Origin of the sequence: Paraburkholderia sediminicola (assembly GCF_046026855.1) — a bacterium.
GTDB lineage: Bacteria > Pseudomonadota > Gammaproteobacteria > Burkholderiales > Burkholderiaceae > Paraburkholderia > Paraburkholderia sediminicola_A.
The window spans coordinates 68,436-82,347 of the sequence record NZ_JAQQET010000002.1 but is presented as its reverse complement, the minus strand read 5'-3'; the positions used below and the strand labels follow the sequence as shown (position 1 = coordinate 82,347).

General features: G+C 62.0%; 14 protein-coding genes. 7 read left to right on the top strand and 7 right to left on the bottom strand.

Annotated features, from left to right (window positions below; genetic code table 11):
• Window positions 1–47: 47 nt before the first annotated feature.
• The gene (locus PQR40_RS02530; RefSeq protein WP_408508371.1) at window positions 48–1,292 is read right to left on the bottom strand and encodes an acyl-CoA dehydrogenase family protein; all 1,245 of its coding nucleotides are present in this window, start codon (window positions 1,290–1,292) and stop codon (window positions 48–50) included.
• Window positions 1,293–1,617: 325 nt separating this feature from the next.
• On the opposite strand from PQR40_RS02530, the gene PQR40_RS02525 reads away from it, so the two are divergent.
• The 4 genes from PQR40_RS02525 (at window position 1,618) to PQR40_RS02510 (ending at window position 4,748) form a co-directional block, all read left to right on the top strand.
• The gene (locus PQR40_RS02525) at window positions 1,618–2,040 is read left to right on the top strand and encodes a hypothetical protein (protein ID WP_408508370.1); all 423 of its coding nucleotides are present in this window, start codon (window positions 1,618–1,620) and stop codon (window positions 2,038–2,040) included.
• 304 nt (window positions 2,041–2,344) lie between these two features.
• The gene (locus tag PQR40_RS02520) at window positions 2,345–2,569 is read left to right on the top strand and encodes a hypothetical protein (RefSeq protein ID WP_408334243.1); all 225 of its coding nucleotides are present in this window, start codon (window positions 2,345–2,347) and stop codon (window positions 2,567–2,569) included.
• A gap of 188 nt (window positions 2,570–2,757) precedes the next feature.
• Complete coding sequence (gene bla / locus PQR40_RS02515; protein ID WP_408508369.1) at window positions 2,758–3,630, top strand: class A beta-lactamase; 873 nt, start codon at window positions 2,758–2,760, stop codon at window positions 3,628–3,630.
• On the top strand, window positions 3,630–4,748 hold the full coding sequence (locus tag PQR40_RS02510) for an acyltransferase family protein (protein WP_408508451.1): 1,119 nt from the start codon (window positions 3,630–3,632) through the stop codon (window positions 4,746–4,748). The genes bla and PQR40_RS02510 overlap by 1 nt, the downstream gene beginning before the upstream one ends.
• A gap of 92 nt (window positions 4,749–4,840) precedes the next feature.
• Here PQR40_RS02510 and PQR40_RS02505 read toward each other — a convergent pair whose 3' ends face one another.
• The 5 genes from PQR40_RS02505 to PQR40_RS02485 form a co-directional block, all read right to left on the bottom strand.
• Window positions 4,841–5,116, bottom strand: coding sequence for a transposase (locus PQR40_RS02505; protein ID WP_408508368.1), 276 nt, complete (start codon window positions 5,114–5,116; stop codon window positions 4,841–4,843).
• 152 nt (window positions 5,117–5,268) lie between these two features.
• The gene (locus PQR40_RS02500; protein WP_408508367.1) at window positions 5,269–6,003 is read right to left on the bottom strand and encodes a DUF2894 domain-containing protein; all 735 of its coding nucleotides are present in this window, start codon (window positions 6,001–6,003) and stop codon (window positions 5,269–5,271) included.
• Window positions 5,996–6,643: an OmpA family protein gene (locus PQR40_RS02495; protein WP_408224046.1), complete on the bottom strand. Its 648-nt coding sequence runs from the start codon at window positions 6,641–6,643 to the stop codon at window positions 5,996–5,998. Before PQR40_RS02495 ends, PQR40_RS02500 begins: the two co-directional genes overlap by 8 nt.
• The gene (locus PQR40_RS02490) at window positions 6,640–8,994 is read right to left on the bottom strand and encodes a DUF802 domain-containing protein (RefSeq protein ID WP_408508366.1); all 2,355 of its coding nucleotides are present in this window, start codon (window positions 8,992–8,994) and stop codon (window positions 6,640–6,642) included. The genes PQR40_RS02495 and PQR40_RS02490 overlap by 4 nt, the downstream gene beginning before the upstream one ends.
• Window positions 8,995–9,004: 10 nt before the next feature.
• A complete protein-coding gene (locus PQR40_RS02485; RefSeq protein ID WP_408224044.1) occupies window positions 9,005–9,760 on the bottom strand; it encodes a DUF3348 domain-containing protein in 756 nt (251 codons plus the stop codon).
• Between the two features lie 300 nt (window positions 9,761–10,060).
• Here PQR40_RS02485 and PQR40_RS02480 point away from each other — a divergent pair, with 300 nt between their 5' ends.
• Window positions 10,061–11,752 carry a purple acid phosphatase family protein gene (locus PQR40_RS02480; RefSeq protein ID WP_408508365.1) on the top strand — a complete coding sequence of 564 codons (1,692 nt, stop codon included), beginning with the start codon at window positions 10,061–10,063 and terminating at the stop codon, window positions 11,750–11,752.
• Between the two features lie 160 nt (window positions 11,753–11,912).
• Window positions 11,913–12,224, top strand: a complete 312-nt coding sequence (locus tag PQR40_RS02475; protein ID WP_063500369.1) for a hypothetical protein — start codon at window positions 11,913–11,915, stop codon at window positions 12,222–12,224.
• On the opposite strand, the gene PQR40_RS02470 is transcribed toward PQR40_RS02475, so the two are convergent.
• Window positions 12,221–12,682, bottom strand: coding sequence for a GlcG/HbpS family heme-binding protein (locus PQR40_RS02470; RefSeq protein WP_408508364.1), 462 nt, complete (start codon window positions 12,680–12,682; stop codon window positions 12,221–12,223). The genes PQR40_RS02475 and PQR40_RS02470 overlap by 4 nt on opposite strands.
• Window positions 12,683–12,803: 121 nt before the next feature.
• Between PQR40_RS02470 and PQR40_RS02465 the strand changes: the two genes are divergently transcribed.
• Window positions 12,804–13,697: a LysR family transcriptional regulator gene (locus PQR40_RS02465; protein WP_408224032.1), complete on the top strand. Its 894-nt coding sequence runs from the start codon at window positions 12,804–12,806 to the stop codon at window positions 13,695–13,697.
• Window positions 13,698–13,912 lie beyond the last annotated feature (215 nt).

Here is a 13,912-nt window from a genome sequence, read left to right as displayed (position 1 = left end):
TGCGAAATCGGCCCACGCTCGACGCAGCACACTGCGACGCAAGTGGATTACTCTACCGATCTGCTGTTGCCGATCTGCCAGACAAACGGTGGTTGAGTGCCGTTGATTTCCCAATCACCCACGATCCGCTCCTTGTAGATCAGCGGGTTGTGTGACGCAGCGGTGCGCGCGTTTCGCCAGTGACGATCCAATAGTTTGTTTTCGCTAATGCCCGAAGCGCCGAGTGCATTGAACAGGTCGGTGGTGGCCTGCAGAATCAAACCGGCTACGGCGACCTGCGCCTTTGCCGATTCAATTTCGGCCGCCACGTTCGCAGCGTGTTCAGCATCGCGGTCCGCGCCGAAGCGCGCTTCGTACGCGCTTTGTGATGGCTCCGCGGCTCGCACGGCGGCGGCCTCTGCCGCGTACACGCGTGCCGCTATTTGTCCCACCACCTGCTGCACCTGAGCGTCTTCACTGACGCGCGGCGCGTTACCGTGGCTGTAAACCCGGGTACGTTTGCGTACTTCATGCGAAATGTCACGCAATGCGGCGCGCCCCGTACCTGCGATCACGGCGATCAACACGAGTTGATAGAACGCCGTCTGGTATTTGAAGCGCGTGGAGAAATCGATAATGTTCTCTTCCTCGACCACGGCGTTGTCGAAAACAGACGTCCCGCTTCCGGTGGTACGTTGGCCGAAACCGTCCCAGTCATCGCTTTGTTTGACGCCAACCTGATGCGTGCTCACCGCCGCGATGACGTCGGCGCCATTGTCGTCGCGCTGCGCGTAGACGTCGATCCAGTCGGCAAAGATGCTACCCGTGCTGTAGTACTTCGTTCCGTTGACGACCCACTGGTTGTCGCTACGCGATACACGCGTGATTACGTCTCCAATCTTGACTGCACCGACTTCGGTCCACGCATTGCCGACGATTTCACCCGCCACGAAGCGTTGCAGCCATTTTTCGCGCGCAGCGCCGGGTGTCGTATTGATCCTGTCTTCGACGAAGGCGAAGTGGCCGCGCAATGCTTGCGGCAAACTCGAATCGGCCTCGGCCAGTTCGATTAGAAGTCGCACGAGTTGCGGGAGTGACGCACCCGCGCCGCCGTATTCGCGCGGCACCCTGACGGCGCCGAATCCGGCCTCCTTCAACCAGACAATCTGCTCGTAGGGAAGCGCTCGATTGCGCTCGCGTTCGAGCGCGCCTGCCGCGATCCTGTCGAAGATCGGCCTGAATCTGGCGGCCAACTGTTCATAGTCGGTGCCGTATGAAAGTGGCAATTTTTCACGCTGGTTTTGTGATGTCATGCGCCTGCTCTTGAGTCGATAGGTGGAGTAAGCCAGAGCGGCCAGGCTCTTGACCCGATGGACTACAAAGCACGAGCTATGCCATCGGGGCGAGCGGCCCCTGTTACTGATCGACAGACAGGAAAGGGATTTCCTGCTGCTGGATTGAGAGCAGCGTGCTGATGGACTGCTTGCCAGAAAGCAGCTTGAGGTGGATGCGTTTCTGGCTGACGCGGGTGACGAGGCTCAGAATCTGCGCTTTGGTTCGAAGCGCCGATGGATCGCGGTCGTGCTACCTTCTCTCACGTCCGCGAGCGCGCGCTCGTGATTCGATACCGAGGTAGACATGGAACTCACCACATGGCAATTCCAGCTAAGAATCTCCGTCTCGCCTGACCTTGCAAGCGATCTGCGTGCAGAACCGGCGAGCGCCTCGCATGCCTCGCTTCGTGATGTTTTGAGCAGGCACAACGCGACCTTGAAGTGTCAATTTGACGCTTTCGCCGACTATGTGAGTGAAGCAGAAAAGCAGGATCCGGAAAACTATCCGCTTTATCAATGGACCCGGCAGACGATTGAGAACCCGGAGAAAAAGGCGAAGTACTTGCAGTCGTTCACTGTCTACGTGAATGGCGACGAGATATACGGCAGGGAAATCACCGACGTGCTGGAAGCCGAACTGGAGGCAATCGTCAGTGACGATGGCGTCAGAAGCGTCGCACGGTTCGATACCAATCCGGCGAATAACCCGCAGCCACCCAGGCGCTAGAGGTCAAAAGCAGTGCACCTGCTTTCCAGCACGACTCTCGCGTGTCACAAACGGCGATTCGACACCAGGAAGCTGCAGCCCTTCAACTGGGCCACGTACCCCGAACGGTTATAAACGGGCCACGCCAGCATGACCGATCCGGCTGCAACCGTGCGGTGACGAAGGCGATTTAAGCACGCGTATGAACGATTTCTTTCAATGTCATTTCGGGCTGGCGGCAAACTGGTAAGTCAATTTTACATTTGACGACAAGGCGTCGAGTTCGTGAGAGGATGGCATTTCACTTTTTCTCGCGGAGGGCGAAATGGGACTCTTGGACGAAGTAGGCAAGATCGCAGGGGCAGTAGCAGCCGTTGAGGCAGCAGAGAAAGTCGATCCGGATGCAGGCTTGCTAACAAAGGGCATTGCAGCGGTTGCAGGCTTTGAAGGCGCCGGCGCATTGGAGTCGTTGGTCCAGAAGAAAGACGGCGAGAAGCAGGACGACGCCGACAATGCTCAAACCACAGACGACGCGAATCCTCAGACGTGATTTTTGCGCAGTGAGCGGGCCAGCCCTACACAGGGCTGGCCCGTTTTTTATGTTGAACCGGGACCGGCGCCCGCCGCAACGCAAGCATGGAAACCAGTCGGCCGGATGTCAGATAGCAGCGCGATATTCCTGACCTTTGCCATCCATCGCGTGGTCCTCGTGAGCGAATTGAATGTGAGGACGATTCTTTGAGCATCTCTGCAACACGCCGGAGCTTGACGCTCGGGTTGCCCATACTCCTCGGCCTTGGCGCCACAGCCACGCTGGCCGCAAATGCCTCTCCGTTAGCCGATATCGAACGCCGCAATGGTGGACGCCTTGGCGTGTTCGCTATCGATACCGGTTCAGGCCGAACCCTGGCGCATCGCGCTGACGAGCGCTTTCTGATGTGTAGCACCTTTAAGGGTTTGCTCGCCGCGCTGGTGCTCGCCCGCGTCGATGCCGGCAAGGAGGATCTTGCCCGCCTTGTGCCCTACACCGGGAAAGACCTCATCTTTACGTCGCCTGTGACGAAGGCACACGTCGCGGAAGGTGCGATGTCGGTCGGCGCGTTGTGCCAGGCCGTCGTCGAAGTGAGCGACAACACGGCGGCCGTGTTGTTGATGAAAAGCGCCGGCGGTCCCGCTGGCCTGACGCAATTCGTTCGCGGTCTCGGCGACACCGTTACCCGCTCCGATCGGTACGAGCCCGAGTCGAACAAATATAGCGGGGTGCTCGACACCACCACACCTCGATCGATCACGAAGTCGGCGAGCAGAATTCTGCTGAGGAACGTTCTGAGTCCCCAATCGCGCGCGCAACTGGAAAACTGGATGATTGCCTGCAAGCCGGGTTTGAACCGGCTCCGCGCGGCGTTACCGCCGGACTGGATAGCGGGTGACAGACCCGGAACAAGCGTAGAAGAAGAAACCAACGACTATGCGATCGTGCGCCCACCGCAACGCGCGCCACTTCTCATCGCCGCCTATTACGATGCGCCGGCGCTCGGCATGCCCGCCAGGGAGGCCGTCTTGCGCGAGGTCGGTGCGGCATTCGTGAAGTGGACTTCGGATCGGACATGATGACGGTTGGCCAGCGTAACTCGCGGATCGATGTGATCCGCGGCGTCTCGATTCTTCTTGTCCTGTTTCATCACTTCAACATCGCGTACCGTCTGAACGATACATGGCTGGCGAAAGCATTCGGATGGGAAGCGGTGCGCGCTGTCGCTCGAAATGGTAATTATGGGGTGACGATGTTCTTCGTGATCTCGGGCTATCTGATTACGTCGAACGCGCAACATCGTTGGTCTGGTCTCAGCGGCATCAACGCGCGGGCATTTTATCGATTGCGTGTCGCGCGGATCATTCCGTGTCTGCTGCTGTTGCTCGGCACGGTCAATCTGCTCGCGCTGGCGGGTGTCGCCATCTTTCAGAATCACGCGCCGGCCGGCACACCGGTCTCTTTCTGGCTCGTCAATCTGGCGTCGTTGACCTTCTGGATGAATGTGCTCGTCGGCTTGCACGGGTGGGTCAACTACCCTTTGGGTGTGCTGTGGTCGTTGTCGGTGGAGGAGGTGTTTTACCTGTTCTTCCCGATTCTCTGCCTCGTCCTGAAGCGGGAGTCACGCCTGCTGGTTTTCTGGGCTGCGATCATCCTCGTTGGCCCGTTTTACCGCTTTGTCCATCAGGGTGACGAAGGCGGCTTTCTCTACGCTTATTTTGCTTCGTTCGACGGCATCGCGATCGGTTGCTGCACGGCCGTACTCGCGAAACGGACAGCGCTGCGCGCTCGCGCGGCCACGCTCCTGCAATGCATTGCGGTGGTTGCCATGACGTTTCTGTACCTGGTTGGGCCCATTGCAGAAACCAACGTCCTCGGTGTGACGGGAATGGCATCAGGCACTGCTGTGTTATTGCTGGGTGCGTACTGTCGACCGGCCGCGCCTGGCGTTGGAGGTGTCCGGGTTCTGCTGGGCTTCGAGTGGTTCGGGTGTATTAGCTATGAGCTTTACCTGTTCCATCTCATCGTGCTTGGCGCGATGCGGACAATGTGGCCGCCGCGCATTGTGGACGGTGATACAAAACTGCTGCTATTGGCTGGGTTTTTGGTGCTGTCGGCGGCATTAAGTGCCGGCATTGCACGGCTTTATTCCGAGCCGCTAAACCGCAGGATCAGACATGGGCGTACGGCTGCTTAGATACCGCCGGCATCGTCAATCGATTGCCAGCCTGCCTGCGGCCGACAAACAAAGCGGTGCGTTTTATCCTGCAGTCATCGCACCCTGAACGATCAATGTTCTAACTGCTCGCACATGCCAAGTTCGGCGAAAACCTTCGACATCATCCCGGAGCGTCGCCATTCCAGCCATTTGATGTAACAGGTTTGCGACGGTGGAAAGCTTGCGGGGAGGCGCTGCCACTTTTCGTCATTGCGAACGATCCACAGTATGGCGTTCACGATCTCGCGCGGATCTCGCCGTGGTCGGCCGACTCGCGGCGTGGCGTCATGGTGGAACAGGTGGGCAATGCGTTGCCAATCTTCGTCGGACAGCAGGGATTCGAACATTTTCAGATTTTAACCAGCTAGTACAATCTGATTGTCCCAGATAGAGGTCTGTGTCTAGATCGCGATATCGGGTGTGAAAACGGCGCAGACCGGAGGATGGTTTCTGGTCCGACTGTGATGGCTTAAGCTTCGGCTGATCCGTCCCCAGGGCGTTAGCGCGGTTTGCTCCGGGCACTTTTTCTCACGCTTGTGGTGCGAGGCGCGTCTTTAGCCGGCGAGGCGCCGCCGCCATTCATCTGCTCCATCCACGACAAGGCGTCGACGTACGACAGGAACTGCTGGAGATACCCAGGCGACAGTTCGCGCATCAGCGAGAGCGACCGATGCACGAGGCTGCTCGAGTTGAGCGGACCGGCGTTACCCGGCGCTTTCTTCAACGACTGCCGCAACTGTTTTTCGGAGCGGACCTTGGACCAGGTCTCCCTGAAGTAGTCGAGCGCCTCCAGTTCTGGATAAGAAGGGCGCCGGGGCGCGACGTTACCTGCTGCGGAGTCGTTTCCGTCTGCCGGCGCGTGGGCGATGTAGTCGATCAGTTCGGCCAGCGCTCCGCGAACGGCCTCGCCGGATGATGCTGCGTTGCCGTTGCCGTTGCCGTTGCCGTTGCCAGTGATGTCGATGCCCTTGCGAGCATCGGCAGCCTCAGACGCAGCATGTTCGAGATCGCCGGCATAAGCCTCGATCAGCTTGGACAGCCTGTTATCCAGGATGCGTCGTGTCTCGCCGCTGTGGCCTGCTGCCCGCCGAGCCAGCGCCTCGATGAAATGAAAGCGGATGGGATCCATGCGATCGGCGCCGCGCTCGCGCCACGCGTCGAGCGTTGCCCGGGCGTCGCTTGCCACACCGCTGGCGCCATGGCTCGCACTACCCACGCTAGTCACACTACTCACCGGACTTCACCGTTGCGGTCGAAGGTCTCGGAACCGGTGCTATTTCCACGCGCCGGTTTCTGGCCCGGCCCTGGTCGTCGGCATTCGAACTGACGGGTTGCTGGGAACCGAACGCGGCTGCAAATACGGACGAGGAGGGAACGCCTTCATCGATCAATGCACGGGTCACCGTCAGCGCGCGCTGGGCCGATAGCTCCCAGTTGTCGGCAAAGCGACGGTTAGCCTCCCGCACCTGCCGGTCATCGGTAAAGCCGCTTACCATCAGGATCTGGTCGTTGGCCCTGAGGTAAGCGGACAGCGGCCCCGCGAGACTCTTCAGAACATCCCGGCCTTCGGGCTGCAATTGATCGGAGTTCAGCGCGAACAACACGTTGCCGTTGATGCCGATGCGCCCGTTGACCAGTGTCACCCGTCCCGCTGCAAGCGGTCCTGCCAGCGCCTGCTCCAGGGTCTTGCGGCGCTGCGTTTCCAGCTGACGTTGCTTGACCTCGTGCTCCAGCCTGGTCGAGAGTTCCAGTTGCACGCCGATGACGCCCACCAGGATCAGCACGAAGGCGCCCAGCAGCACCGACATCAGGTCGCCGAAGACGGGCCATATCGGCGCTGCCGTTTCCACGCCGCCGTCGATGTCCTCGCTCATGCCGCTTCAACTCCTGCGGCCGCCCGCTTGCCCGCGAGCTGTTGCAGGTCTTCAACGATCTGCTTCTGCGACATCATGCTCAGGTCGATCACTTCTCTTGCCTGGGCCACGTAATACGCCAACTGCTCGTCACTGCGCGCGAGGGATTTGTCCAGCGCGGCTTCGATACGCTGCAGATGCGCGACCAGCGTGGTGTTCGATTCGCCGAACAACTGGACGGCCGCGCCGAATGCTTCGCCCAGGCTCGCCACTTCGACGGCGCTGCCGGTGACCTGTGCGGCCACGGCGCCCAGCTTCCCGGTCTCGAGCTCGACCTTATCGGTGAAACGCGTGCCGACACGATCCAGCAGATCCGCCGACGTGGCGACCAGCGCGTCGACAGCAGAGCGCTGCTCGGTGGAGGCATGGTTCACGGCATCGAGCAGCGTTTCCAGCGTCGCCAGCAGGCGGCTGCGCTCCTCCAGCATCGCGGTGTCGCGGACCATGCTGTCGGAGAGCTTCTGACGCAATTCGGCGACGACTTCCGCCGCGGCCTTGGGGGCTTCCGATGCGGCTTGTACGAGTTGGGCGATTTCGGCGATCGTGCTGCTCGCGTGCGCCTGTGTCTGGGCTGAGATGTCGCGCGCGGTTTGCGCCAGCGTCTCGCAGATCTCTTGCTGCCGGCTCGCGGTGCGCGTGCCCGCCTGCTCCCACTCCCGGCTCAACGTCGTGGCCATCGAACCCAGCGTCTCGGTCCAGGCCGCCAGCCGCTGCTGGTCCCGCGCGGCGAGTTCTGCCTGCAAGTCCGCTGCGGCCTTGGGGGCTTCCGCTGCCGCTTGTACGAGCCGGTCGATTTCGGCGATCGTGCTGCTCGCGTGCGCCTGTGTCTGAGCGGAGATGTCGCGTGCCGTTTGTGCCAGCACGTCGCAGATCTCCTGCTGCCGGCTCGCACTGTGCGCGCCGGCCTGCTCCCACTCCCTGCTCAACGTAGCGGCCATCGAACCGAGCGTCTCGGTCCAGATCGCCAATCGTTGCTGGTCTCGCGAGGCCAATTCCGCCTGCAAGCCGGTATGCGACTGGCCCACCGTGCGTAGCAGTGATGCCGAGTGCTGTTCGAAGGTTGCAGCGGCCGCCGCCAAGGCTTGCTGATTGTGTCCTGCCAGCTTCTCGCCGACTTGTTCTTGCCGTGACAGCGCCTCGTTCCATGCTGCCGACACGCTGCCGGCCGTTGCGTCGAGGCGCGCCGACACGCCATCCAGCAGACCGGCCGAGCGTTGCTCGAAGGTCTCGGTGAATCGATCCAGCGACGTGCCCAGATGCTGGGTGAGCGCCTCGCTCGACCGCTGCTGCCCCTCCAGTGCTTTGTTCCAGATGTCCGCGACGGTGGTGGTGGTCGCCTCGAATCCGCTCGAGAGCCCATCCAGCTGTTGTTGCACGGCGTGGGTGACGGTGTTGTGCAGCGAGGCCGTCTCGCGTGCGAGACCCGCCATCGTGGCTTCCATGACCGGCTGCAGCGCCGCGCTGGCGGCGCGCGTGCTTTCGGCGACGCTCTCCTTCAACGACTGCTCCACGGAGGCCGCGAGGCGCGTGTAGGCGGCCTCGGCCTTGCCGTGGAAAACCTCCTGGCTGGCGATCTGCCGCTCGTTCAAGGCGAGACTTTGCTGCTCGATGGCCGTCATCATCGTCTGCAGACGATCGACCAGGGTGGGCATGACCTCGGCCTGCCGCTGCAGGAGCTTGAAGCTTTCCTCGCGCTGATGGGTTTGCGAGTAGATGCGCAAGGTCGTCGCGATCTTCACGTCGAGCATCTGCGCGGCATCGATCCGCTCGCGCCGGCTCAACGCCGACAGCAAGCCCAGCATCGCGGAGGTGGCCACGCCGGCAATCGACGTGCCGAACGCGAAGCCCAGCCCCTTGACCGGCGCGGCGAGCGAATCGCGGATAGCCTGCAGGTCCGTCGCGCTTTCCAGCGCCATGCCCGTGCCTCGCAGGGTCGCGACCATGCCGAGGAGCGTGCCGAGCATGCCCAGCAACACGAGCAAGCCGACCAGATACGGCGTTAGCGCCGGCCCCGGCAAGGCCACACGCTCGCCCTCGACGCGCAGGCGCACCGCGTGGCGCAAGCTGGGATGCAGCGGGTCAAGCCAGGCGCCCAGGCTGGGCGGCGGCGCGGACAGGCCCGCGACCGCCCGCGTCAGCGTGGACGTGGCCTGGCTGTAGCGTTGCAGTTCAAGTGCGCCTGCTACGTAGCAGGCGCCGATCAGCATCGTGACCGCGAAGGCCAGCGGATTCGGGCCGACGTAGCCGGCACCGATCCAGCACACCGCGGCCAGACCTACCAGGAAAACAACAAGATTGAGATATCTGGACATAGTGTCCCAGTTAGCGGGTGCGAAGGGCCGCGAGCAACCCTTCGACCGGTTGTAAACGAACATCCAGTTCGGCCAGCAACACGCTCTGCATATCCTTGCGGAACGCGTCCAGCCAGGCGCCGGGCGTGGCGGGTGCAGCCATTGCGGCGTCCTCCGGGGCTTCGGCGTCGGGCAGTGTCTGGTGCTCCGCCTGGCGCAAACGCTCGAAGTGCCCCGCAAGCAGCCCGGGCACAGCAGCCAGCAGGCTTCGCTCGCGCTCGCTGAGCGCTCGCTCCATCACGGCATCCACCACCGCGAGCCGGGCCATGGCCGGCGTTCTGGTGGCCAGCATGGCCCGTAGACGGCCGCGCAGGTTGCCCACGCCCGTTTCCATCGACTGCTGCATGGAGAGGTAGCGCTGACGAAAAACCGCATAGTCGACCGGCGCCTCCGCAGGCGCTCCGTGGGGGAGTGCTGGCGCCGCAGACCCGCGACGCCTCGCGGCAGCAAACACGCTATCGCCGACGATGGCACTCGCCAGGGACGCGCGCGCGCGGGCGTACTCGCTCTCTTCAGCGTCGCCGAAGGCTCGCGCGCCGGCGGCGACCGCAGGCGGATTGTTGTTCAGCGCCGAGGACAACGCGATCGCGTCGGTCCAGCCGAGCCATTGGCTTAACCGGTCCGAGAGCGACTGGCTGGATTCGGGAACGTCGACGTCCGTCAGGCGAGCCAGCAAACGAATGAGCGCCGGGCCACTGAAAGCTGTGCGCTGTGGGGCTTGCACCATACCACCAGAGTCAAAAAAGTCAGCAGTTTACACGGCGAAGGGGTGGGGGATGCAGCCCCTTAATGAATGGGGCTGCCGAACATGGGATTTCGGCGTGATCGGCAGGACACTTGCGATGCCTCGATTTCGGCCGCCATCCTCCCACCTCCGGCGATTTCATCTGGCTGTCATAGCTTCCCGACTAGGATGCCCCATCACTTCTGCCGCGCCCCGGTCCGGCACGGCAATCGCGGCCCACGTCGCACTGTGAGCCTGCCGTCCGCATTGGCGACCTTCCACCCCCATACAAAAACACCAGACATGTCGAACAAGAAAATCGCTAAAGATTTGCCGGCCGATCAGGGCGCCAGTATCGTCTCGCGCCGCGGGTTCTTGAAGTTTGCCGGCGCATCGAGCCTGGCAACAGCCGCTGGCACGCTCGCGTCGGCGGCGCGGGCCGCGAATAGTGCGCCCGACGGCACGCCGGAGCAGGTCCACCTGACCTGGGGCAACGATCCGACGAGCGAGGTCACCGTTTCATGGGCGTCGCCGACGCCGGCTGTCAATCCGAAGGTGCGCTTCGGCGGTGCGGGCGCGACGAAAGAGACGGTGCACGGCGTTCAAAACACGTATACCGATGGCATCAACGGCGAGGTCGTGTTCACCTACCACGCGCGTCTGCGTGGCCTGAAGGCCGACACGAGCTACGAGTACGACGTGAGCGCCGACAACGACAGCAACGCGGCTCAACCCTTTACCGCGAGCTTCCGCACAGCGCCCCGTGGCCGCGCGCCATTTCGCTGGACCAGCTACGGCGATCTCGCGACACCCAATACCGGCTGGGTTCTGTCGTCGCCGCAGAGCCGCTTCGCGGTTCAGGCCGTCGAGCGGTTTCAGCCGCTGTTCCACCTGCTCAACGGCGATCTCTGCTACGCCAATCTGAACCCGACGCATCAGCCGGACGTGTGGCGCGATTTCGGCAACAACTGCCAGACCTCGGCGTCGAACCGGCCGTGGATGCCTTGCCCGGGCAATCACGAACTCGAATTTCACAACGGCGAACAAGGCCTCGCGTCGTATCTTTCTCGCTATACGTTGCCCGAGAATCACACACGCTTTCAGGGACGCTGGTACAGCTTCCGCGTGAGTTCGGTGCTCTTCATTTCGCTCGATGCAGACGACGTGGTCTATCAGGATGCGGCCGCGTTCGTTGCCGGCCCGAGTCCTCTCGTGCCGGTGGCGAGCACCGGCAATCCGCCGATTCAGCCGGGCACATCGCTCTATGTGCGCGGCTATAGCGAGGGCGAGCAGACCCGCTGGCTCGAGCGGATCTTGCGCCGGGCGGCGGAAGACGACGAAGTCGACTGGATCATCGTGCAGATGCATCAGGACGCGCTGAGTTCATCGAAAACCGGCAACGGTTCCGACAAGGGCATTCGCGAAGCCTGGCTGCCGCTGTTCGACCGCTATGGTGTCGACCTGGTGCTGTGCGGGCACGACCACGACTACGAACGCAGCTATCCCGTGCGCGGCTGTAATCACAACAAGGGCACCGATATCGCCACGGGACGGGTGGTCGATACGTTGCAGCCGCGGCCGGTGATGTCGGCGGTGTCGTCGGGTGCGTCCACGTTCGATACGAGTCACGGCACCATTCACCTGATTCTCGGCGGTGGCGGGACGAGTGCGCCGCTCGACGTGTATGGCGTGGATATCGGTACCGGCTTGCCGCAGGCGCGCATTTTCACGCGGCCTAACCGTCCGGTTGCCGGGACGGCTGCGGGTACTTTCGTGCGTGCAAGCGCGGATGCTGTTGAAGATGCGGTCTGGTCAGCGCAACGGGACACCGGGACGGGCTACGGTATCGCGGTGTTCGATCATGATCCGGGGCATCCAGGTGGCGAGACCACGGTTACGATGAACTACTATCATGCGCCGGGAGCGGACCAGACCCCGACGCAGAACTATGAGTTGTTCGAAACGATTGAGTTGAAGAAGAAACGGCGCGGCTAAGCTCAACGCTATTTCAGCAGTCGTAATCCGAAGCCCGGCAGCGTCCGGGCTTCGGGGCTCCACGCCCAGGCTGGACTCCCGCGAACAGACGCGGTACGCTGTTAGTGCTGGTGACTCTGTTTGGCTATACCGGTCTTAAACGACAACGTGGAGCCTGCACATGGACGTGAGCACGGAAACGCTGGTCGAACTGCTGCGGGAAGTCGAAGCCGACGACCCGATCGACTACGCAGACCTTCCCTTTGGAGAGCAGGAACTCAGGCGCCTTGTCATGAGTTCACTCGTTGAGCGTCACCACCTGGTCGAAGCAGGCAACATGTCGATCTCCGACATTCATGCGCTGTATCTGCTGAGCACCGCCAAGCTTGTTCTCGAGAACACGGTGCTTCACGCGAGGCTGCTGCTGCTCCAGGGGCAACAGGTCGACGTGCAGTCGCTGTTGGCGCCATTTACCCTTAAAGGCAAGCCTTAAAATCCGGTAGCCGGCTCGGCCAGTGCCAGCGCATCCGCGCCGACCTGGGCGACCTGCGCGTCCTGGTCAGAACGCATTCCCGACACACCTATCGCGCCGACCACGGCGCCGTTGCGAATCAGCGGAATGCCCCCATCCAACGGTACGAGATTATTCATGCCGAGCAGGCGCAGGTGAAGGCCGCCTTGCGCGATTGCATCTTCGAAAACGCGCGTGGGACGCCGGAATAGCACGGCTGTTTCGGCCTTTTGCCTCGCGACGTCGTTACTGCCGAGTTGCGCGCCATCGAGCCGCTGCTGAAGCACCAGGTGCCCGCCGCTATCCACAACGGATATGACCATAGGCCAGCCGTGACGTATGGCCTCTTCTTCGGCCGCGTGCGCGACCTGGCGTGCATCGGCGAGATTGAACCGGTCGCTGTATTTCATGGGCATGCCATTCTCGTTTCGTTGTGTCATGTGTCGCCTCCTATGGGAACCTGTTGGATATCAACATGGCTAGAATGTACGGCGACGATTCGCTCCCGCATAGCTGCACGAGCCGTCAGACATTCTTCCAGAAAACGAGAGAATCACTGGCATGAACAAAGACGAATACGAAGTGCTGTTAGCGATTCTTGACGAAGGAAGTCTGACAGCGGCAGCGCGATCGCTGGGCCGGACGTTACAGTCGGTGAGCCGCGCCATTGCAGCGCTCGAGCGTGAGTTGAACGTGACCTTGTTTCACCGGACGACACGCCGTGTGCAACCCACTGCGGCATGCCTGAAATTCGCCGCGCGAATTCGACCCGCACTGGGAGAAATCAACGCAGCACGTGACGAACTTGTCGACCAGGTCACGCAGTTACGCGGCAGTATTCGCGTCGGTGCGCCAACGGCATTCGGCGCTGAATTCGTCTCGCCGATTCTTGCGAAGTTTTTGGCGATTCACGAGTATGTCAGGGCCGAACTGGTGCTTGCCGAGCAGCATCTCGACCTTGCGAAAGCCGACATCGATCTCGCGGTCCGCCTTGGACGTCTGCCGGATTCGAACTTACGCGCGAAACAGGTGGGTACGTTGCGGCGGGTGGTGTTCGGCACGCCAGACTATTTCGCCGCGCGCGGCTATCCGGCCCATCCGTCCGAACTCGCCGCACACGACTGCATCCTGCGCCAGCACGCCCAGCACGAGACGTGGACATTCAATCGGGCAGGGGGCGCTGTTGAGGTCACGGGGCGGTTCCGGTCCACAAGCGCGCTGGCGTGCAACGCGGCGGCCGCGGCCGGAGCGGGCATCGGCCGGGCGCCGATCTTTCAGGTGCAGACACTGCTCGATGCGGGGCAAGTGGTGACGGTGCTGGATTCGTTCGAGCCTGAACCCGTACCTGTGCATCTGGTGTGGACGGCGGGGCGCACGGTTCCGCGGCGCATTCGCACCTTGATCGATTTTCTGGCCGCTCGGCTTGTTTCGGGAAAGGGCGAAGACGCTATCTGAAGGCGTGACCCGCGAGGATCGCGTCGTAGCTGCGCCTCACCGCGCGTGGATCATCGGATGAATCGCGTCCGCCTCGATCGCAAAGGGAACTAGCTCGTTGCCGACAAAAAGCTGACAACTCCGGACGAGAAAATTGCCTCTCCCGAGGCGAATGTTCCATCACATCGCACTGTAATCCCGCGTGGCTGCGGGCGCAGAGAAAGCCCGCGGCGTTC